This is a genomic window from Methanosarcina sp. DH2, from assembly GCF_020804225.1.
In the GTDB taxonomy this organism is placed as follows: Archaea; Halobacteriota; Methanosarcinia; order Methanosarcinales; family Methanosarcinaceae; genus Methanosarcina.
This window is the reverse complement of the sequence record NZ_WJBI01000001.1, coordinates 595,583-616,436: the sequence shown is the minus strand read 5'-3', so window position 1 is coordinate 616,436 and position 20,854 is coordinate 595,583. Positions and strand designations below refer to the sequence as shown.

At 43.0% G+C, this 20,854-nt stretch carries 17 protein-coding genes and 1 tRNA gene; 12 read left to right on the top strand and 6 right to left on the bottom strand.

The features are described from left to right. Positions 1 to 556: 556 nt before the first annotated feature. Entirely contained in the window at positions 557 to 1,687 is a 1,131-nt protein-coding gene (locus FXV91_RS02650; RefSeq protein WP_229388055.1) for an epoxide hydrolase family protein, read from the bottom strand. 60 nt (positions 1,688 to 1,747) lie between these two features. Further along, positions 1,748 to 2,905, bottom strand: coding sequence for an epoxide hydrolase family protein (locus FXV91_RS02645; protein WP_229388053.1), 1,158 nt, complete (start codon positions 2,903 to 2,905; stop codon positions 1,748 to 1,750). Between the two features lie 815 nt (positions 2,906 to 3,720). Here FXV91_RS02645 and FXV91_RS02640 point away from each other — a divergent pair. Both FXV91_RS02640 and FXV91_RS02635 read left to right on the top strand, forming a co-directional pair. Then, complete coding sequence (locus tag FXV91_RS02640) at positions 3,721 to 5,649, top strand: hydantoinase/oxoprolinase family protein (RefSeq protein WP_229388051.1); 1,929 nt, start codon at positions 3,721 to 3,723, stop codon at positions 5,647 to 5,649. A 267-nt stretch (positions 5,650 to 5,916) separates the two neighbouring features. Further along, positions 5,917 to 6,618, top strand: coding sequence for a metallophosphoesterase family protein (locus FXV91_RS02635; RefSeq protein WP_229388049.1), 702 nt, complete (start codon positions 5,917 to 5,919; stop codon positions 6,616 to 6,618). Between the two features lie 83 nt (positions 6,619 to 6,701). Here the strand turns inward: FXV91_RS02635 and FXV91_RS02630 are convergent, their stop codons facing one another. Together FXV91_RS02630 and FXV91_RS02625 are read right to left on the bottom strand one after the other, a co-directional pair. Further along, on the bottom strand, positions 6,702 to 7,133 hold the full coding sequence (locus tag FXV91_RS02630; RefSeq protein ID WP_229388047.1) for a putative zinc-binding protein: 432 nt from the start codon (positions 7,131 to 7,133) through the stop codon (positions 6,702 to 6,704). A 526-nt stretch (positions 7,134 to 7,659) separates the two neighbouring features. Next, positions 7,660 to 8,160, bottom strand: a complete 501-nt coding sequence (locus FXV91_RS02625; RefSeq protein WP_229388045.1) for a metallophosphoesterase — start codon at positions 8,158 to 8,160, stop codon at positions 7,660 to 7,662. 211 nt (positions 8,161 to 8,371) lie between these two features. On the opposite strand from FXV91_RS02625, the gene queC reads away from it, so the two are divergent. The 5 genes from queC (at position 8,372) to nifB (ending at position 12,186) form a co-directional block, all read left to right on the top strand. Further along, positions 8,372 to 9,067 (top strand): 7-cyano-7-deazaguanine synthase QueC, encoded by a 696-nt coding sequence (gene queC / locus FXV91_RS02620; protein ID WP_229388043.1) that lies wholly within the window; start codon positions 8,372 to 8,374, stop codon positions 9,065 to 9,067. An 83-nt stretch (positions 9,068 to 9,150) separates the two neighbouring features. Continuing rightward, complete coding sequence (locus FXV91_RS02615; RefSeq protein WP_229388041.1) at positions 9,151 to 9,711, top strand: DUF366 family protein; 561 nt, start codon at positions 9,151 to 9,153, stop codon at positions 9,709 to 9,711. Continuing rightward, on the top strand, positions 9,712 to 10,479 hold the full coding sequence (locus FXV91_RS02610; protein ID WP_229388039.1) for a 7-carboxy-7-deazaguanine synthase QueE: 768 nt from the start codon (positions 9,712 to 9,714) through the stop codon (positions 10,477 to 10,479). Between the two features lie 154 nt (positions 10,480 to 10,633). Beyond that, on the top strand, positions 10,634 to 10,987 hold the full coding sequence (gene queD / locus FXV91_RS02605) for a 6-carboxytetrahydropterin synthase QueD (protein ID WP_229388037.1): 354 nt from the start codon (positions 10,634 to 10,636) through the stop codon (positions 10,985 to 10,987). 221 nt (positions 10,988 to 11,208) lie between these two features. Continuing rightward, positions 11,209 to 12,186, top strand: coding sequence for a nitrogenase cofactor biosynthesis protein NifB (gene nifB / locus FXV91_RS02600; RefSeq protein ID WP_229388035.1), 978 nt, complete (start codon positions 11,209 to 11,211; stop codon positions 12,184 to 12,186). Positions 12,187 to 12,285: 99 nt separating this feature from the next. On the opposite strand, the gene FXV91_RS02595 is transcribed toward nifB, so the two are convergent. Then, the gene (locus tag FXV91_RS02595; protein ID WP_011024079.1) at positions 12,286 to 12,462 is read right to left on the bottom strand and encodes a 4Fe-4S binding protein; all 177 of its coding nucleotides are present in this window, start codon (positions 12,460 to 12,462) and stop codon (positions 12,286 to 12,288) included. A gap of 612 nt (positions 12,463 to 13,074) precedes the next feature. Between FXV91_RS02595 and FXV91_RS02590 the strand changes: the two genes are divergently transcribed. Next, on the top strand, positions 13,075 to 14,055 hold the full coding sequence (locus FXV91_RS02590; protein WP_229388033.1) for a methanogenesis marker 2 protein: 981 nt from the start codon (positions 13,075 to 13,077) through the stop codon (positions 14,053 to 14,055). Between the two features lie 305 nt (positions 14,056 to 14,360). Here FXV91_RS02590 and FXV91_RS02585 read toward each other — a convergent pair whose 3' ends face one another. Beyond that, a complete protein-coding gene (locus tag FXV91_RS02585) occupies positions 14,361 to 14,663 on the bottom strand; it encodes a hypothetical protein (protein WP_229388031.1) in 303 nt (100 codons plus the stop codon). 805 nt (positions 14,664 to 15,468) lie between these two features. On the opposite strand from FXV91_RS02585, the gene FXV91_RS02580 reads away from it, so the two are divergent. The 4 genes from FXV91_RS02580 to FXV91_RS02565 all read left to right on the top strand — a co-directional run bounded on the left by FXV91_RS02580 (position 15,469) and on the right by FXV91_RS02565 (position 20,560). After that, the gene (locus FXV91_RS02580) at positions 15,469 to 15,783 is read left to right on the top strand and encodes a DUF5611 family protein (RefSeq protein WP_229388028.1); all 315 of its coding nucleotides are present in this window, start codon (positions 15,469 to 15,471) and stop codon (positions 15,781 to 15,783) included. Positions 15,784 to 15,820: 37 nt separating this feature from the next. Then, positions 15,821 to 16,363, top strand: coding sequence for a chorismate pyruvate-lyase family protein (locus FXV91_RS02575; protein ID WP_345945466.1), 543 nt, complete (start codon positions 15,821 to 15,823; stop codon positions 16,361 to 16,363). Between the two features lie 212 nt (positions 16,364 to 16,575). After that, positions 16,576 to 16,647, top strand: a tRNA-Thr gene (locus FXV91_RS02570). 1,927 nt (positions 16,648 to 18,574) lie between these two features. Next, the gene (locus FXV91_RS02565) at positions 18,575 to 20,560 is read left to right on the top strand and encodes a PGF-pre-PGF domain-containing protein (protein WP_229388026.1); all 1,986 of its coding nucleotides are present in this window, start codon (positions 18,575 to 18,577) and stop codon (positions 20,558 to 20,560) included. Positions 20,561 to 20,854 lie beyond the last annotated feature (294 nt).

Sequence of the window (20,854 nt, the reverse complement as noted above, 5' to 3'; positions counted from 1 at the left end):
GCAAGAAAACTCAGAAAGAACTAAAAAATTAAAGTTCCCCGGAAAGCAGGATCAAGCAAGCCTTAAGTACACTCAAAACTGGCATAACCCTGCCTCAGGAGTATGGAGTTCAGGCGAGTTTGGAAAGTATATTTGAACTCCATAATTAACTTTTGATATACTCTATATAAGTTTTCTAGCCAGATCGTCAAACTGACAGTTTTTCATGTTTCTCCAGAGCTCACAATTGCTCCTTGATCTTTGATTGTTTGAGACCCTGGACAGAAAGCATATATATGTCCACAACTGCAGTCGGTATTTTTTTTCACACTGAAAAAATAGAAATCTTCGGAATTTACAGCCCTTTAATCCGATTTAACACAAAATCACAAAATACTCTACTTTGCGATGAGTTCTGGTTATATATTTTGTTTGCAGGCGAATTATTAAATTAGAAAAAGAGTTACTGTCCCCGTATCCTGCACCAGGGCATACTCGGGACTAATAAAAGTAGTCAGACTCGATCTGGAGTGATCATTTCAGTATAATACAGGTGCTGCCATACAGATGCTGCTGGTTATTTACGAAACCCACCGAAGAATTCCTGCAGATCCTTTGCGTATAATTCAGGCACTTCCCAAGCAGCAAAGTGGCCACCAAGGGGCATTTCCGTAAAATGCTTCAGATTCACATTGCGTTCAGCCCATTCGCGTGGCAGTGGAGCATCCAGTGGCATGTGTGCGACAGCCGCAGGGACACTGCTGCGTTTCCCCCGGTCTGGTGATGGCATCGCATGAGCCATTTCATAATATACACGAATAGAGGAATTGATGGTCTCGGTTACCCAGTAGATCATAATATTGGTAAGCAGTTCATCTCTGGTGAAACGCTCCTCGATATCTATAGAAGCCCTTGCGTTCATGAAACTTAATATCCACGCCGCCAGACCTACCGGGGAGTCGTTCAGGCCGTAAGCAAGACTTTGCGGCTTTGTAGATTGGACCATATTGAAGGCTCCTTCTTCCATCCACCATTTTTGAATGAAACTCGCAAATTCCTGTTCTGCCGGAGATAGGGTAGAGAAATCGGTACTGCTGTCCGGATATCCGACATCAGTCAGGTGGATAGCAATTAACAGGTCAGGATAGTTAAGTGCCAGAGATCTGGTAATAAGTGTGCCGTAGTCACCGCCAGCGGCTGCAAATGTTTCGTATCCGAGTACTTCGGTCATGAGTTTTACCCACAAATCTGCAACAGCATCTTCTGTCATTGCCTTGTGGTCTGAAAAGCCATATCCTGGAATTGAAGGTACAATTACATCAAAGGAACTGTTCGGATCGCCCCCATAACTTGCAGGGTCGGTCAGCATAGGAATAACCTTATGGAACCGATAGAACGAATCAGGCCAGCCATGAGTGAGGATAATCGGGATCGGTGCCGGACCTTTCCCTCGCTCGTAAATAAAATGGATGCCTGTGCCATCAACCTTAGCACGGAATTGATTAAACCGATTGAGATCTGTCTCCTGAGCACGCCAGTCGTACTTATTTTGCCAGTAATCTACCAGACCTTTAAGGTAGTCCAGGTTTGTACCATAATCCCAGCCAGCGCCTTCGACTTCATCCGGCCAGCGAGTTCCTGCGAGCCGCTCCTTAAGATCCTGAAGTACAGCCTGTGGAATATCTATGTGAAACGGTTGAATTGACATATTCCTCCTAGACTTTTACTTAATGCATTACTGTGATTTCCTGATAACAATCGTCACCCGTTACTTGGATGGCTGACGATAAGTTCGGAAGAATGCTCGCATATCCTCTGCCATGAGCTCTGGAAATTCCATTGCTGCAAAGTGGCCGCCGTGAGCCAACACCGTCCAGCGCTGAATGTTCTTCAAGTTGCGCTCAGCAAATTCACGTGGAGGTACCGGGTCTATATCTTTAGGGGGAAGAGCGAGTCCTATCGGCACGTAAACCTGCTGATCCGGCTTGAGCGAAGGCGATATCCACTCCTCGCGGTAACTGATTGCGCGAACTGAAGGGCCGCTTACCCAGTAGAACATGATGTTGGTCAATAGTTCGTCCTTCGTGAAGATCTTTTCAAGATCACCATCACAGTCGCTCCAGGAACGGAACTTCTCAATTATCCAGGCGGCATAACCGACAGGCGAATCGTTCAAAGCGTATGCGAGAGTTTGCGGCTTTGTCCCTTGCAGCATTGCGTAAGCACCCTCTTGAAAGCCCACAGTTTGCAGCGTCTCAAGATACTGCTTCTCCGCCTCGGAAAGATTAGAAAAGTTGGCCTGCGTAATGGAAAAGCCAAGATCGGTAAGATGGAGGCCAATGATAGACTCGGGATGATGTACACCCAGCAGTTGAGAAATCGGACTTCCGCCGTCCCCACCCCCTGCAGCAAAATGTTCATAACCTAGCTCTTCAGTCATCAACCGCCAGCACAACTCAGCAATCTGCTTCAGCAGCTGCTTTCTCGGTGCTTTCGATACATCTGAATAGCCGCCAATTAGCGAAGGTAAGATTACATCAAAAGAATCATAGAGGTCACCTCCGTATTTTGCTGGATCTGTGAGCATTGGAATCAGCTTGAGATAGCGGCAGATCGAGTCTGGCCAGCCATGGAAGAGGATAATTGGCATTGGGTTAGGACCCTTACCATGTTCGTAGATGAAGTGGATTTCCTTACCATTTATTTCAGCTTTGAACTGCGCAAATTTATTCAGTTCTGCTTCCTGTTCGCGCCAATTGTACCTGTGCTGCCAATGGTCGACAAGTTCCTTCATATAATCCAGGTTTGTGCCATAGTCCCAGCCAGCGCCTTCGACTTCATCCGGCCAGCGAGTTCGTGCAAGACGTTCCTTGAGATCCTGAAGTACAGCCTGTGGAACATTTATTTGAAATGGTTGAATTGACATACACCCCTACACCTTTTGAAATCCATTTTTAGAAAATATATTCAAGATCCTGAATAATAAGCTTTCAGTTCCCTTTTTATAAAGATGAGCTTTGCAGTTCCTGCGAAAAATGCATTCTGAGCCAGTGCCGAAGTTTCAATTCCTGTTTTAATGGGCCTTGATTATGAATCAGTAAAAGATGGACTGAGTATAATTAAAAAAATATGGTAAGCTTTTGTGCTCTCTTTGAAGTTTACTTACCCTCGTGAATAACTTTATGCAATTCTTGTAAAATGAGCTAGAAGAAATGATTCAACTTAAAACATTATTGATATCTTTAACAACCCACTGAATAGAAGAGCCGTAAGATGCTATCTGTGTGTATCCACATGGAGTCACTTCCAAGGTTTGTCCAATTGGCTTTAGAGGTAAACTCTACTGCTTATGAATGGAAAGACGAAATTAAATCTGGTTTTTCAGGCGGGTCTTCTCCAGTATTTCCCTCCATCTCCCCATCATTCTAAGATAATTAACGGGTCCTTAAAAGTAACGATTCCTTAAAAGAGTACATCCAATTTTTATCTAAATCAATTTTATCTGACAATCCAGTTTTAAATCCGAATTTACCTGAATTTTGCAGGATAGAGATAAAAAGTCATGATAAAAATCGCTTTTAATCTCTGATTTGATGTTCACAGTGATAAGCAATTCCTTTTATCTGATGTTCGGTATACCTAACCCACAATCAGTTTTAACCAAGCTAAACTATTGCACTGAAGTATCGGATTGCAATAAACCCAAAAACAAAAATAAATACAAAAAGGAGTCATTTTCTTATGCATTATAGCCTTGGAATTGATGCGGGAGGCACCTACACCGATGCAGTGCTCGTAAGGGACTCGGACGGAGAAATTGTAGACTCAAATAAAGCCCTTACTACCTATCCTGACCCCCTCGCCGGCATTAAAAACGTAATTGATGGCCTTAATTCGGAGTATCTCGAAAACGTAAAACTTGTATCGGTTTCCACCACGCTGTCCACAAATACCATACTTGAAGGGACAGGTTTTCCAGTAGCCCTGATTCTAATAGGGGATCACCCTCTTGAAAAGGAACTTCCAGCAGAGCATGTGCTCTTTGCCAGAGGAGGGCACAACCACAACGGAGAAGAAGTCTCTCCTCTTGACCTGGAAGCCATTGAAAAATTTGCCCTGAGCGTAAAAGACAAAGTATCAGCTTTTGCCATATCCTCCTATTTCAGCACACGCAACCCTGAACACGAGCTTAAAGCAAGAGACTGCGTACTGAAACTTGCAGGGCTGCCTGCGGTTTGCGGACATGAGCTCTCGCAGGAACTGGGAGCCTACGAAAGGGCAGTTACAGCTTTTCTCAATGCACAGCTGATTCCTGTAACCAGGCAGTTTGTAAAGTCCATTATTGCAGATATGATGGAAAGGGGGATTAACGCAAGGCTACTTATGCTCAAATGCGACGGTTCAGTTATAGGGATAAGGGATGCTCTGCAAAAACCAATAGAAACAATCTTTTCAGGCCCTGCGGCAAGCCTTGTAGGGGCTTCTTATCTTTCAGGGCTGAAGACATGCGCGGTTGTGGATGTAGGGGGAACAAGTACCGATATATCCTCAATCTGCATGGGGGTCCCTGACCTGAGCGACGAAGGAGCTATTGTTGGAGGCTGGAAGACAAGGGTCCGGGCAATCAGAATGGAAACAACAGCTACAGGCGGAGATAGCCATGTCTGGACCATGAACAGAGAGCTCCATCTGGGACCAAGAAGAGTTGTGCCCCTCGCAGTGGCTGCAGTGCAGTACCCGGATTTTCTAAATAACCTCAAAAGGACACAAATGCCCGCCAGAGAAGACCTTGGTGAAAATATCCAGCCCACAAAGTTTTTTGTCAGGTCAGGCTACACTGCAGGCGAACTCAGCAAAGCAGAAGCCGAAGTTCTGGAAGCTATCGGAGAAGAGCCTGTTTCCGTAAACGAAATCAAAGCCCTTATCAGAAAGGACCTTCACCCTCAGACTCTGGACTCCCTCATCAAAAAACGCCTCGTCCAGGCAATTGGCTTTACCCCCACCGATGCTCTGCACGTGCTCGGGGAATATACAGTCTGGAATGAAGAAGCTTCCAGAATAGGTGCCGAAAGGCTTGCAAGGCTCATGCGAATGACACCCGGAGAGTTCTGTACCTCCGTAAAAAAGAGAGTCGCAAGGAACATGGCGCTTCACCTTCTCTCATATATCCTGCAGGGAGTACCGTACGCAGCCATTGAAAAAATCCTGGACGGGAACTATCCTGCAAAATTCAAGCTGGGAATCCCCGTTGTCCTGCTAGGAGGCCCTGTGCGAGCACACAGGAAAGAACTGGAAGAGTTAATAGATGCTGAAATTCTCGTTCCTGAACATGCAGAGGTGGGAAACGCAGTAGGAGCTCTTGCAGGAAAAGGTATCAAAAGAGTGGAAATTTTGATCAGGCCTGCAAGTCTGATGTCTCCGGATAAAGATTTCCTTGTCTTTGCACCAGGAGGCAGGATGAGGTTCGATCTCTATGTAGAAGCCCTGAATGCCGCAATCGAGCTTGGGAAAAGACTTGTTACGGACTATATGAGAGACTGTGGCCTCAGCGGAAACCAAATTGAGATTTCTATTGAGAAAAAGACTATCTCGCCTGAAGGCTGGAACCACCCCCCTATGGAGACAAATCTGCTCGTAATGGGAGTGGGAATGAGGGGGCTGCCTGCCTGAAACAAATCTTTCAAATCTCAGGCCTTTTTCTTTCTTATTTTGAAGACCGGCAGATTAGAACCAGTGGACAGTGATTAGTAGGCAAGAATTAGTGGCAAGGATTAGTAGGCAAGAATTAGTAGGCAAGAATTAGTAGACAGGGGTCAGTAGATCCAAACATTTTCTAAAATGTAGGTTTCAGCTTTTAAGCGATGGGTTAAAAAAATATATAGTATAATATCCTTAACTAAATAGAAGACAGAGCCTGTTACTAGAAAGGAAATAAATATGAGGATCCTGCTGATAGCCGATATCCACGCAAACCTTGAAGCCCTCCAGACAGTTCTTGGTGTTCCGCACGATAGAGCAATCTGTCTGGGAGATATAGTGGACTACGGGCCTGACCCTGACAAATGCATAGATCTTCTGCAAAAAAAGAACATCCCAACCATCAGGGGCAACCATGATAACGCTGTTGCCTTTAAGGTAGACTGCCAGTGCGGATATAAGTACAAGCATCTCTCAATTGCAACGCGGGAATACACATGGGAAGTTCTCGATAAATCACAGATGGAATACCTGAAGAAACTCCCGCTTCTGATCAGAGAGGAAATTGACGGGAAAAAGCTTTACCTGACCCATGCAAGCCCACGCTCTATGTTCGAATACATAAGACCCGAAACTTCGGATGAAGAAATTATGGAAATGATTAAAGAAGCGGCAAAACCTTTAGATGCGGACTTTCTTGCTATCGGGCACTCCCATATTCCAATGAACAGGAAAATCGGTGACCTTACAATTCTAAATCCGGGCTCCGTGGGCCAGCCAAGAGATAGGGATACTCGGGCAGGCTGTGCTGTTTTCGATACCGAAACAGGAGAGACGAAATTCTTACGTCTGGAGTATGACATTGATGCAGTCTGCACAAAAATTGAAGAACGGATGCATCATGCAGAGGAACTGACAGGCATTCTCAGACGGGGTTATTGAGGGTAAACAGGCCCGCATAAATAGAAAAACTCGGACTGAGTAAAAAGTTCAGATTGAGTAAAAAATTCAGAAACTTATGGGATTCAGGCCTCTTTTATAGCCCTAACAATTTTTTCTATGTACTCGGGTTTCACATCCGATGGTCTGGTTTTTTCAATCCCGAGTTCGGTAACCGTAAGATAAACTTCGGCCTGAATACCGGCTTCATCAAGCTTTTTTGTAGCGCACCTGTCCGTACAGCCGTTAAGAGCCAGAATTTTGAAGCCTTCGGATAACGCATCTTCAACAGCAAATGTCCCTTTTAGCGCAGCTGCAGCCCTGTAAAGGTCAGGCCTCCTGAAAGCAAGGGTTGACGCTGCCTGCATGGTGAGCTTCCCGGTATTTGACAGGCCAGAACAGGCAAAAATGAGAGTACTTCTCCTTTTTTCAGAAGGAGTCTTCGCCTCGTTGATGCTGCCTGGCAGGGATTTTTTTTGTTCTAGAGGTTCTTTTTGCTCTTTTCCTTTCGATTCCATTGTTATTACAACCTTTAGGGGGAATTGTTTCAAAATATATTGAAATAAAAATAGGTCATTCACCTTTATAGGGTTGATGTTTTGATTAATAACAAAAACACCAGCCGACTTACCTGAATTGCGTCTCGCCCGAATTGCGTCTCGCCCGAATTGCGCCTCGGGAGTACGCGTCCTTTTCGCTCCGCTTTGCTTCGCTCAAGAGGACTGATATATGATTGATTGCAGTGAGTTTAGCTCGAAAGGACTAATTTATAAAGTTTTCTGAGCCTTACAACCTTATTTGCTGTACCGGGTCGTTCCTGTTACGCTCGACGCAAGAGAATAGTTTTTTCAGACAAAAGGAAGAGAAATGAATGGGAAAAGCTAGAAAGTAAAAATTACAGAAAAAGACCATCGGTAAGAATAGCATTCGCTTTTCTTTTGACGGGCAACATGAGAAGCTGGCGGAGGCGCTTTTTATTGCCAGCCAATCAGGTACGGCGGTAGCGCGAAAAAAGCTAAAAAATCTTAAAGGAGCCGGGAGCCGTCAGTTAATCTCAAGTTCAGTAATCTCAACGTTCAGGTTTGCAATCTCAAGGGTTGCAACCGTAACTTTTCCTGACAGCACTCCTGAACATTCCCCTGGATTTATCACCGGAGTCCCGTCTATCATTTTGACGCCCGGGTCGTGAGTATGACCCCTGACCACAACATCGAAATCCCCTGACCTTGCAAGGGCTTTGACCAGCGACTCATTTGTCCCGTGCAGGAGGGCAATATGCAGTCCGTCAATTGTCAGGTCCCCAAAATCCCCGCAGGAGACAGCCCCTATTTCTTCAAACCATTTTGTGAGGGTCACTTTATCCCCATCATTGTTCCCGAAGACAAAATAGAGTTTTGGATTTAGTTCTTTAAAGGCTCTTACCGTGAAAGGAGAGATGATATCCCCTGCGTGCAGCACCGCTTTTACCTGTTTTTTGTTGAAGAACTCCACAGCTTTCCGAATAGCTGCAAGGTTATCGTGCGAATCCGAAACAATTCCTATCAAGTAATCCCACCTCCTATAATATTAGATCATCTGAATATTTAATACTGCCCCGGGGTTCTCAGAAAAGGGAACTCTCCAGCCAGAAAGGCAGCTATTTTTAAATATAAGTTACGGGTATTATCTGAGTAGTCTCTGAAGAATACCACAGGAACCCTGGTAGAATAGTAGAACAGGAAAATGTTCCATAAAATTAGAGTTAGTGAGTTAGGAAATGAAAGCTATAACCCTCCTGAGCAGCGGGCTTGATTCGATTGCAGCTCTTGCGATTGCAGCCGAGAGCCTGGAAATTGAGATGGCAATTACCTTTGATTACGGGCAGCGGGCAGGACAGCGGGAAATCGAATATTCCCGAAAAGTTTGCGAACATTATGGAATCGAACACCGGGTAATCAAACTTGACTGGCTTGCAGGGATAACACACACATCTCTCGTAAACAGGGACGAAGATGTTCCTTCCCTGTCTTTTGAAGACATTGATGAAACTGCACCTGCCGCAATTACCGAAGCATCTGCAAAAGCTGTCTGGGTCCCTAACAGGAATGGGGTCATGTTGAATATTGCAGGAAGCTTTGCCGAAAGCAGCGGCTGTGATTACCTGATTGTTGGCTTTAATGGAGAAGAAGCCGGGACCTTCCCTGACAATTCCCTGGACTATGTACGGGCAATGGACCGCGCCTTTTCTTATTCGACTCAGAACGGAGTGAGAGTGCTGGCTCCCCTGATCAAGCTGGAAAAAACAGAAATTGTAAGAAAGGCTCTTGAAGTAAAAGCTCCCCTCGAGTACAGCTGGAGCTGCTACCATGGTGAAGAAACTCCCTGTGGAGAGTGCGAAAGCTGCGTTCGCAGGGTAAGGGCATTCAAAAACGCAGGCGCAAAAGACCCGCTTCTGGAAAGGTGTGGAATCTAAATCTCAAAAATCCACCGATCAAAAAGCTGCAAAGTCCTCCACTTAATACAATGCATCACAGAAAGAGTTACAGAGCGATTTTCATGAAGTGTATCATCTTACCCGAAAAATATGACTATGACGGGAGCCAGATTTCTTCCCTCTGGGCATACAACAGCTTCGGAGTGCAGGAAGACTCGATTATTATTTTCAGAGGGGCATGTGACGTAAAAATCGAGCACATGATTGACCTTGAAGACCGCAGGGCAAACGAGTCTATCTGGTCCGAAGACATGGTGAGTTTCATTATCGAACATTTCGATTCTACTGACCTGAAACTGGTCTATGCGCGTCAGCGTCTTTTTACCGCGCTTGTAAGGGAACACCTTGCCGGATTGGGAATCTCCACCTCAAGGAAAGGAGATGACCTTTTCCTCGAAGGAAAAAAACTGACCGTTTCAATTGCCAGCACCTCGGCTGTTTCGCAGAAGATCCACTTCGGCATCAATGTTTCCCATGAAATCTACGGAAACCTGAGAGAAGCCGGAATAGGGGACAATGAAGGCATTGTTCGATTCATGAAGGAAATCGGGGAAACCTATGTAAGGGAATTTGAGGACATAGAAAAGGACCTCAGAAAATCCCGGCCTCTCGGAGTGGTATGAATGTCTTCTTCAGACAAAGAGTCCGCTCAAGTAAAAGAGATATTCTGCTCTGTGCAGGGAGAAGGCCCGTACGTTGGCACAAGGCAGGCTTTTGTCCGATTTTCAGGCTGCAACCTCAATTGCAACTACTGTGATACGAACTTTGCAAACCCAGGGACCTGCGATTATGAAAAAGTAGAAGGAAGCGGCATTTTTGAAAAAGTTCCGAACCCCATAAGTGTCGAAAAGCTGGCATCTATGCTGCAGCCTTTTAATAAGCTCCATTCCATTTCCCTGACAGGAGGAGAGCCTCTTCTGCATGCAGATTTCATAGAGAAACTGGACCTTCCCGTACCTCTGTACCTGGAATCAAATATGACCCTGCCTGAGCAGGCAAGGAAATTGCGTGAGAATATCGCATATGTTTCCGGGGATTTTAAACTCCCGGAAGCCATTCGAGACATTTGCCCTGAGACCCGGGAAGTACATGTGGAAAATACAATCGAATGCTTTAAACTCCTGAGAAAAAACAGCTCAAGAGACTGTTTTTGCAAGGTGGTAGTGGGCAGGGACACAATGCCCGACTCCGTGGTTCTGGCTGCCGAAGCAATAGCTTCCTATGTATCCTGTATAATCCTCCAGCCAGAAACACCTCTGGGTAGTGCCATAAGGACTCCAAGGTTTACGCAGGCATCCATACAGACTATTTTAAAGCTACAGAAAAAACTGCTTGAGCTGACCGACACGCGCATTATTCCGCAGACCCACAGGATGTGGGGTTGCTTATAACCGTAAAAGAGGATTCTAGAAAAGGTCCGACGAAGGGTCCGATTAAGCGTAAAATAATAGTCAAAAGTGGAATAACAGTCAACAGACGAAATAAGAATCGATAGACAGCGTAGTTAAATGGCAGGAGCAGTAAGATCAAAAAGGGATGAATAAAATGAAAAATATGAGATTGGGAATTATTGATTACATCGACAGCGCCCATTATCTTCCAGGGCACGGAAAATGCGGAAGAGTACATGGCCATACATATAAAATTGAGGTAGTGGTAGAAGGGGAAGTCAGGGAAAACGGGATGGTAATTGATTTTTATGACCTTAAAAAAGGCATTAAGGAAACCCTTCAAGAATATGACCATACCCTGTTAAACGAACTCATAGAGTTCCCAAGTTCCGAGCATCTTTGCCAGAGTATACATTCCCGCCTTCTGGAGAGGTTTGGCTTTCCTCTTCTGGTAAGAGTCTGGGAAGGGGAAGGCAAGTGGTGTGAGATGGACAATTTTTCGGATTGAAAAAGCGGAATACCACCTCGGATTCTACAGCGATTCTAAAATGTTTCTAAGGGATTAGAATAAGTTTCAAAGATGTCCCGAAATGGTTCTCATTGATTCCACAATATTCCACAATATATATCAAGGGGCGGTATCATAGGTGCTTTAGACATTTAGACATCTTAAAATCCCCTTTACTGAGATCTTACTTCACTTTTAAATTCCGAACGGAGGAGAATAATTTGCCAGAAGAAAACCAATCTATAAACAAGAACAACAACGGTTCCATACTTGGAGAGGAGCTCCTGAGAAAGATTTCCGAGCACCCCTGTTACGACAAGAACGCCCAGCATAAATACGGGAGAATCCACCTGGCTGTGGCCCCAAAATGTAATATCCAGTGCAACTTTTGCGTCCGGGAATTCGACTGCGTAAACGAGAGTCGGCCAGGAGTTACCAGTAAGGTTCTGACTCCGGAGGAAGCACTTGAAAAGACAAAGCAGATCCTGGCAGAATATCCTTTTATCAAGGTCGTTGCAATCGCAGGACCTGGCGATCCTCTGGCCAATGATGAAACTTTTGAGACCTTTGAACTTATAAGAAAAGAGTTTCCCGAAGTAACTCTTTGCATGAGCACAAATGGGCTCCTGCTACCCGAAAAACTGCAGGACATGTTGCGTGTGGGAGTCTCCACATTAACGGTCACGGTAAACGCAATAGATCCCGAAATTCAGGCGAAAATCGTGAACCACATAGTATACCACGGAAAGGTTTACAGGGGAGTTGAAGCTGCAGAGATCCAGATTAAAAACCAGCTTGATGGGATAAAGGCAGCCATTGATGCAGGAATTGTCGTCAAGGTCAACACTGTGCTTACCCCGGGCATCAATGACAAACACGTGGTCGAGATTGCCAGAAAACTCAATGAACTTGGGGTTTACATTATGAACGTTATGCCCCTGATCAACCAGGGAGCTTTTGCAGATATCGAACCTCCGACAGCCGAAGAGAGGAAAGCCGTTCAGGAAGCCTGTGAGCCTTACGTTATGCAGATGCGCCACTGCAGACAGTGCAGAGCCGATGCTTACGGGCTCCTTGCCCAGGACATGTCGCAGATGAGCGAAGAGCGCAGAAAGGTTATAAAAATCCAGACAAAAGAAGATATGGAAAAAGCAAGAGAGATTCTGGAAAAGAACGGAAAAGAAGAGTCCTGTGAATAAACTTATTTTTTTCAGTTCCGGGTTAAAAATAGTTCTGACATCCGGAGCCAAAAAGGCGGAGTTAAAGAACTCCGCTTCTCAGACTTATTTTTAAAAGCGTTACTCGAGGGTGATTGCTCCATTCGGGCAGGCATCTTCACATGCACCGCAGTCAAGGCATTCATCTTCGTCTACAACTGCAATATCATCGTCACTGAGGGAAATTGCAGCTGCAGGGCATTCATCTATACAGCTTCCACAGCCTGTGCAGGCATCTGCATCGATTTTTGCTACCATGTTTTTCACTCCTTATTTCATCAAATTGAGACTTTTATAGACTTGGAATTATATTAGGTTGACATATTAGGAGATAATAATTTAATAAAAAGCTGTCGCTTCCATTTCCCGGAACAAAGAAAAAAACAGATAAAGGATGACCTGAATTACATACCGATCATAATACCTCTCATTGACCAGCTATTAAGAAAAATGGAGAGGTCAAGCTTATTGAATATGTCAAGCTTATCGAATAGGTAAAGCTTATCGAATAGGTAAAGCTTATCGAATAGGCAAAGCTTGTTGCAAAAGTAAAGCTTATTGAATAGGTTAAGTTTGTTGCAAAGGTAAGACTTATTGAATATTCAAGGATTATTGAGTAGATCAGTTTATAAATGCGGCAATTGTTACCGTCAGCTCACAATTAATTTATCTATACCTTACCATTGACCTGCAATAAGTTTATCATTAGCTACCAGTACTTTGCCATTAGTTTCTGTAACTTATCGCAACTCTGACGTTAGATCATCATTTTATTGCTGTCTTATTATTAGTTTGCTTATTGTGATCATACCGTTAATTTATTGTTTAACCAGCAGTTATACAATTTAAAAACAAACAGGAAGCCTTTGATTGAACCTTGAAGAACTAGCAGAAAGGATAAAGAACTTCGAAGGGGTTACCCGAAAAAGACAGATTGAGGATATAGTTTCTATCTTCGAAGCCGTCCGTCCTGAATATGGGAACGCTATCGTTGATTTTGGGGATGACGCCGCAGTTATTGATATAGGAGGAGATGACGTAATCCTCTTTGCAGCAGACGGAATCTGGGGGCGGCTGCTGGATGCAAGCCCCTGGTGGGCGGGTTACGGGGCTGTGGTTGTAAACATAAATGACATTGCAGCCATGGGTGGAAAACCCCTTGCCATGGTGGATATTGCCTCTGCAAATTCTCCTAAAGCCTGCAGGGAACTGATGGAAGGGCTGGCTGAAGGAGTAAGGAAATTCGGAGTTCCTGTAGTTGGGGGACATGTCCATCCTGATACGCAATATAATTCTCTTTCCGTTGCTATCATAGGGATTGTCAAAAAAGACTGCGTGATCAGAAGCGATACCGCAAACCCCGGAGACCTGGTAATTGCAGCCTATGATATGGATGGTAAAATCGGTCCGAATTCCCCTTACAGCTGGGACACGACTTCTTTTAAAGAACCTTCAGTGATAAGGGAAAGCTACCTTGTAACCCAGGAAATAGCAAAGAGAAAGCTTGCAACCGCGGGCAAGGACATAAGCAATCCCGGGCTCATAGGAACTCTCGGAATGCTTTGCGAGACGAGCAGGGTAGGAGCCTCAGTGAATCTGGAGAAAGTTCCCAGACCGGTGGATGTGGACTTTGAGCAGTGGCTGAAAGTGCACCCGGGAACAGGCTACGTATTCACTGCAGACCCGAAAAAAGCAGAAGAGTGCGTAAGTGTTTTTGAAGCGGCAGGGCTCACAGCTGCAGTTATAGGAAAAATCGAAGAAGGACCAAAACTCGATATACACGATCAAACAGGCAGGATAACTGTTTTTGACTTTTCAAAAGATAGTATTACAGGCATCGGTTCCGAATAATCGTGACTTTACCGCATCTTCAGGATTTATTTCAAAGAAAAAGATATTTTTTGCTGAAAAGTGGTTATTTCACTTATTCAGCACATGTTATTTAGAGCCTATCCGAAAAGTCAGTAATGCATGTTGAAAAGTCACAATAGGTCCATAATGTCAGAGTATCCGTTCCGGTTTTGCATATTGCATATTGTAAAAGTTATAGCAGGTAACCACTTTTCGGATAGGCTCTTAGCACATGTTATTTAGCACATGTTATTTAGCACATGCTCCTATTGCTTTTATTCCCATCTGACCTGGCCCGCGCAGGCTTACTTGCCTTCGACCCAGGCCTTCATTTCCTTATAGAGAAATTCTTCAGCAGCCTGAACCTTTTCAAGAGGACCGCGAAGAGCGAGAATTTCTCTTTCCTCACTGTTTGCAATACCAACGGGCATCTTCCGCGTTACGGGCTCAAGAGCAAATTCTTCCACAAGATCGTAAATTATGGACACAACCGTACCAGGGGGGATCAGCAGATCATAGAGCTCTTCATGTTCCAGATTTGTACCTATCCCAGCAGCTTCATTCTGCTTTTTGGCAATTAAATCTTCAAGATTGAGTGTTTTGTGCATCAAGGGTCACCTTCTTCTTTTATTGATTACAGTTGCTGACTACTATTTACCAGACAGTAAACTGATTCTAATCAGATTAAATCGAATTAATTTTATCTAAATGTATTGAAGCAATTGATCGAATGTATCAGAATAATTCAAAAATTTTTAAAATCCTTTTGTATGATCCAGAGTACTGACGTCCAGTCATATCTCTTTTTTGTATGAACCTATGATAAGTATAATCATATTTATGGTTGCTTCTTGTGAGTTGTACCTGCAGTTGTAAAAACCAAAGCAGAAGTGAGGGGCAGAAAGCATGTACGTACTGACAGCGGCTCTCAAGTATTATTTCGTCCAGTCAAGGTATTTTTAGAAAAATCCGACAATTATAGATTAGAGCTATTTATAATTAAGCTATTAAACTGAGTATCAATGTTTTAAACCCGGTACATCTGTTTTTCCTCGGAATAGACTGTTTTTGAACCGGATCTTTGAACCAGAGCTTTGAACTGGATCATATTTTTGGCTTAAAACCTGATTAAGATATAGCTGCAGCATTAATTACAGCAAATTAATTTTACAGCAAACTGATTATAGCAAACTAATTGTAGTAAACGAATTATAGAAGACAGAAAACAAGTGTTCTTAAGGAATAATAAATTAATAAATATGAAGCAAAAGTGCGGAGAGAGGAGGCCCTGGAAATTAATTCATTTTCCCGGATCATTTATTCCGACTGCTCCGGATTATCAATGCAGCTCCCGGGCAAAACGGCTCTGAGCAAACTTTATCTGAGATGAAAATATCTTATAAGAGGATAGCAATGCAGAAATATAAGTTAAAACGCGGCTTTAAACCCGAGCCTGACAGAATCTTCCAGGTAATGCAGGATAGCTTCCCTGGCGAAATCACCCAGAACGGAGGACGTTTTGAGACATCATATGGGGCAATGTCCAGGATAACAGTCTGGATAGAAAACAAAATGCTCTATGTGGACACGGTTTCCGATGTAACTGTAAAGGACGACGCAATAATCCTGCAGACCAATAAGGCTTACCGGGATTTTCTCCTCAATGCCACCGGCTACACGGCAAAAGAGCGGTTGAAGCAGGCTAAAAAAGAAGTCGGAGAGGAATAATCTCCTGACTGCTCATTCTTATTTTACATAAAACAACATCCTGCAGCCCTTACCTGGAGGTATCGTTCTGGAAGCAGATTTCCTTGAAAAACTGAAAAGCCTTGAAATTCCCACATGCCTCCGGGTCTGCTGTGGGACCGACGGTTCTGTAACCTTTCTCCTTGAGATCATGACCCGAAAAACTGTAAACGTAAAAACCGAGTCTCAATACATAGTCAAAGCCGATAAAGAAATGGCTGACCTTCTCGGAGTGGAAGAGGGCAGCGACGTAAACAACAGGACAGTCCGGCTCTCTGCAGGAAATACAGTATTTGTCCAGGCAAGGTCGCTCTCCCCCCTCGAACGCATGCCTGCAACCATGAAAGAACAGCTAATGCGTGCAGACATCCCCATAGGCAGGATCCTGCGCAGCCACAACCTCGAGACAAGGCGCGACATGGGAGAACTCAAAGTCCTTAAAGGAGAAAACACCTTTGACGGAATCCCGGTCCTTTCCCGCTCCTATAAAATTGTGCATGACAACCAGGTCCTGATGTGGATCAATGAACGCTTTCCCATCGATGAGCGCTGGAAGCTCTAATAGACCTGAGTTCCTGACCTGAAGTCCAAACATGAAGTCCTAAAAAATAAATGTCAAGAAACCGGCAATTTTCTCTGCCATTTCTCCGAATTTTTTAGGATAAAACCCCATATTTTTAGCCTGTAACCGGATTTTTCCCGGAATGCAGCCAGATCAGTCGAAACCTTTATATCTCTGGTGTGATATTTTGGAGATGCTCTTACAGCAACAGTGCCTTGGTGGCTTAGGGGTATAGCGCGTCCTTGGTAAGGACGAGGTCGCGGGTTCAAATCCCGCCCGAGGCTTTTTTCTTTTTTGTTTAAAGCCCACTTATTCACTGGAAGAAGTGGTACAGTAAATGTGGATATTTATAATTACAGTTTTTAGAAGAGGCTAGAATCGCTAAGTAAGGCACCGATTTCTGACAAGAACAAGAAATTGATCTTAGATTTTGCTGATAACTGTTTTACCGAGCGATTAGATCAACATCGTATTTTGAAATATATTTCAGTCCTGAAAATCATTGCTTTGAAACTTCAGCTTGACCTTGACAAAGTTGAAAAAAGAGATCTTTTTATATATATCTCTGAATTGGAAAGGTCAGATAAAAGTCAATGGCTAAAACATGACTATAAGGTAGCTTTAAAAAAATTCTATAAAAGATACCGCAAGTAAGAAAATCCTGAGCTTACACGATGGATTAAGACCACCTAAAGAAGAAAGATTAGAAGCTTCCATAGAAGATGTTGACTGAATTAGATGTTTTGAAGTTGATAGAAGTGCTGAGCATGAAAGAGATCGGGCAATAATTGCTTTGTAAGGGGACATCGGAGCAAGAATTGGAGAAATTGGAGAAATTGGCACTCTACATATCAAACATGTTTCTTTCGATAAACACGGAGCAATTAGAAGCGTCAAGGGAAAGACGGGATATAAGCGAGTCAGAGCAGTTGGAGTGTAGGATACTTGAAAGCCTGGATTGAAGTACATCCAGAAGGATACTATCCAGATGCTCCTCTATGGGTTACACTGAAAAGTAAAGAAAATTCGTTGAAACCAATGCAATATGGGGCAATAAAATGAAGCTACAACGAATAGCCAAGAAAGCAGGGATTAACAAAAAGATCCATCCTTACTTGTTCCGACACTTTCGCTGCACCTACATGGACAATTACTTGACAGAAGCTCAGATGAACATATATTTTGGCTGGACTCAGGGCTCAGATATGCTAGGAGTATACGTTCATTTGTCAGGCAGGGATGTAGATGACGTTTTAAAAGCTAATGAAGTCAGCGAAAAAGATACATTAACCATAAACTCCGTGCAAAAGGGACGAACTAAAGAGAAAGTTAAACGATTGCATCTTTGGGCACACTATAATTGAAAATAGTGTTCCTGGTTTAAACTTATTGAATTCTTTCTGGTCATGATACGCAAAAGACTTTTGGTCTATTTCTGATCTCAGGGACATATAGCTTCTATTTTTCAAAATCAACGATTTAAAGTGATCTATTCTCTTTTCTGATTTTCAGATTTGCAATACTCTAATCTCTGTATTGGGACAGTACATTTATTATTTCGAAGGCTACGGGGCATACCCATGGGTTTGGTAAATTTGTCGTATGTTTTGAATAAGTAGCTTTTGATATAGCAAATCTATATTTAGATTTATAAAAGATTATATTGTAGCTGTTAATCAGCCTTTGTTAAGCGTAGTGATTACTTCTTGGCTCCGGTTAACTCGCGTTAAATATCTGTTCTGGAGATGTAATCTTGTATATTTAGTTCAGACTATCATTGTTTATCTAATTATATATAAATAAGGTATTGTTGTTCTAGTTGTATATAAATAAGGAGTAGAAATTGCCCTTTAGTTTACACTTTGAAGTTTTAGGTGTGGATAAGGTGTAATTTCTGAAAAAAGGATGAATTTAAATGGAAGAAATTGGTGAAATCACTTTAATTGAAGATATTGACTTTGAGTCGTATTTTCAATGATGGTTTCTTTGTATCTGATTCCCTCACTTATGTTAGTATCATTTGAAATTCTCACGTTTTTGTTTGTACTTATATTCCTTTCAACCCTATCCATTTCTTTAGGCAAATACTCTAAAATTAAAGGACTATAAAAGCCAAGCTTTAAAGAAAAGATTTAAAGGCCATCAATGAATAATCTTTGTTGATATTTTTATGACTTTTAGAGAGAGTGAAAGATTATTAAGGGGAAATAAATGAAAGATAAAGAAGAATCATATTCAATAGCTTTAACTGCAATAGCCTTCTTTTTTATTTTCTTAATTTCTTTGTTACCTATTGCATCGGCGACTAGTTCTCAAAATTCCTCCCCTATGGCTCAACATGCATACGTTACAAACTACGATAGCAATGCTGTCTCTGTGATTGACACTGTAACAAATACTATTACGACTGTAGTGAATGTAGGAGCCTATCCTTGGGGGGTTGCAATAAACCCAGAAGGGACGAAGGTATATGTGGCAAAAGCTGATGGGAATGTTTCTGTAATAGACACAGTTACAAATAATGTTACAGCCACAGTGGAAGTTGGGTCCAGTCCTTACGGAATTGCAGTCAGCCCGGATGGAACAAAGGTATACGTGACGAACAATGGCAACCTTAAATTTCCTGGCAAGACCGTTTCTGTAATTGACACAGCAAACAATACTGTTACAGCTACGATAAATGTAGGAAACTGGCCTTGTGGAGTTGCAGTCAGCCCTGATGGAACAAAGGTATATGTAACGAATTCGAGTAGCCCTGAAGTTCTCAACAATTCTGTCTCTGTGATTGATACTGCTACAAACACTGTTATATCTACAGTGAATGTAGGATCCTATCCTACAGGAATTACAGTAAATCCAGAAGGAACAAGGGTATATGTAACTAAAGGTAGTAGCAACACTGTCTCTGTAATTGACATAGCAACAAACAAGATTACAGCTACAGTGGACGTAGGAATCATTCCCTTGGGAGTTGCAGTCAGCCCAGATGGAAAAAAAGTATATGTAACTAATCTCGGTAGCAACAATATTTCTGTGCTTGACACAGCTGCAAACAACGTCACAACCACTGTAAATGTAGGTATCAGACCTATAGGTGTTTCAGTCACTCCTGATGGAAAAAAAGTATATGTGGCGAATTCCGATAGCAACACTATTTCTGTAATTGACACAGCTACAAACACTGTTACCGCCACAGTACCTGTAGAAGGCAGGCCTATTTCTTTTGGGCAGTTTATAAGCTATGTCCCAGTAACAGAAATACTCCCTGCAGCTGTGCCTAACTCGAATGTTACCAGCGGCTATATCCCTCTTTGCGTCCAGTTCACTGACCTTTCCCAGAACATAATCTCAAGGATCTGGGATGTTGGCAACGACGGAACTATTGAATCCACTGATGCGAGCTTTGTTTATGAGTTTAGTTCCAAAGGAACTTATCCAGTGAGGCTCACCGTAACCACTGAAAGCGGCAGTTCCTCTGAAGTAATAACAATAAGTGCACTGAGAAAGAGCAGCAGCGGCAGCAGTGGAGGTGCTGGTGGTTCACCTGAGCCTCAAAAGAACGTTGAAGTAAAGGAACTTTCCCAGGTCTTCATTACAAATGACAAGCCCATAAAGTTTGATTTCACAAGGAACGCAACCTCTGTCATATATGTGAGCTTTGACTCAAAGAAGACGGTTGGCAGGACAACAACCATTGTTGAGATGCTGAAAAACAAATCCACGCTTACCCCGAACTCCCCCGAAGGTGGAGTATACAATTATCTCAATATCTGGGTTGGCAACAGCGGATATGCAACTGAAAAGAATATAGAAAACACAGTTGTTTGTTTCAAGGTTGAGAAATCCTGGGTACAGGATAAACACATTGACCAGTCTTCTATCGCTCTGAACAGGTTTAACGATAACAAGTGGAATGAGCTACCAACCAGTCTTTCAGATGAGGATAACCAGTATCTGTATTTCACAGCACAAACCCCTGGATTATCTCCTTTTGCAATAACAGGTAAGACAATAGTAGAAAAAGCTGACACTGAAATACCGCCTGAATTTGATACTAAAGATATTGAGAACAATGGAAGTTCAACGATAAACGTTGAGCAGGAACCAGAAAAGGAACAGAGTACAAGAATGCCTAGCTTTGAAATTGTTTATGGGATATTAGGGCTGCTTGGATCATTCCTGTATAGAAGAAGATAAAGCAGGCTAATCGTAATTGGGAGTCGCTGATCAAATCTAGCTAACCAAGATAAATATGCCCGCTTGCCAGATTTGAAAATTATTTTTTAACAATGATTCGCCTGTATAGTCTGGTTTGGCATCTCCTTTAGGATTGTCTTATAAAAGGTTCTGTGTTTCAAGTGTAATTCTCAAGACAACTCATGCGAATAGGTCTTTATGAACACATTATATCACTGCCAAGGGAAACACCACCTGTATAAGGACTAGAATGTGTGAAAGTTAAGGCATGATAAAAAGATCTTAAAGGCATTT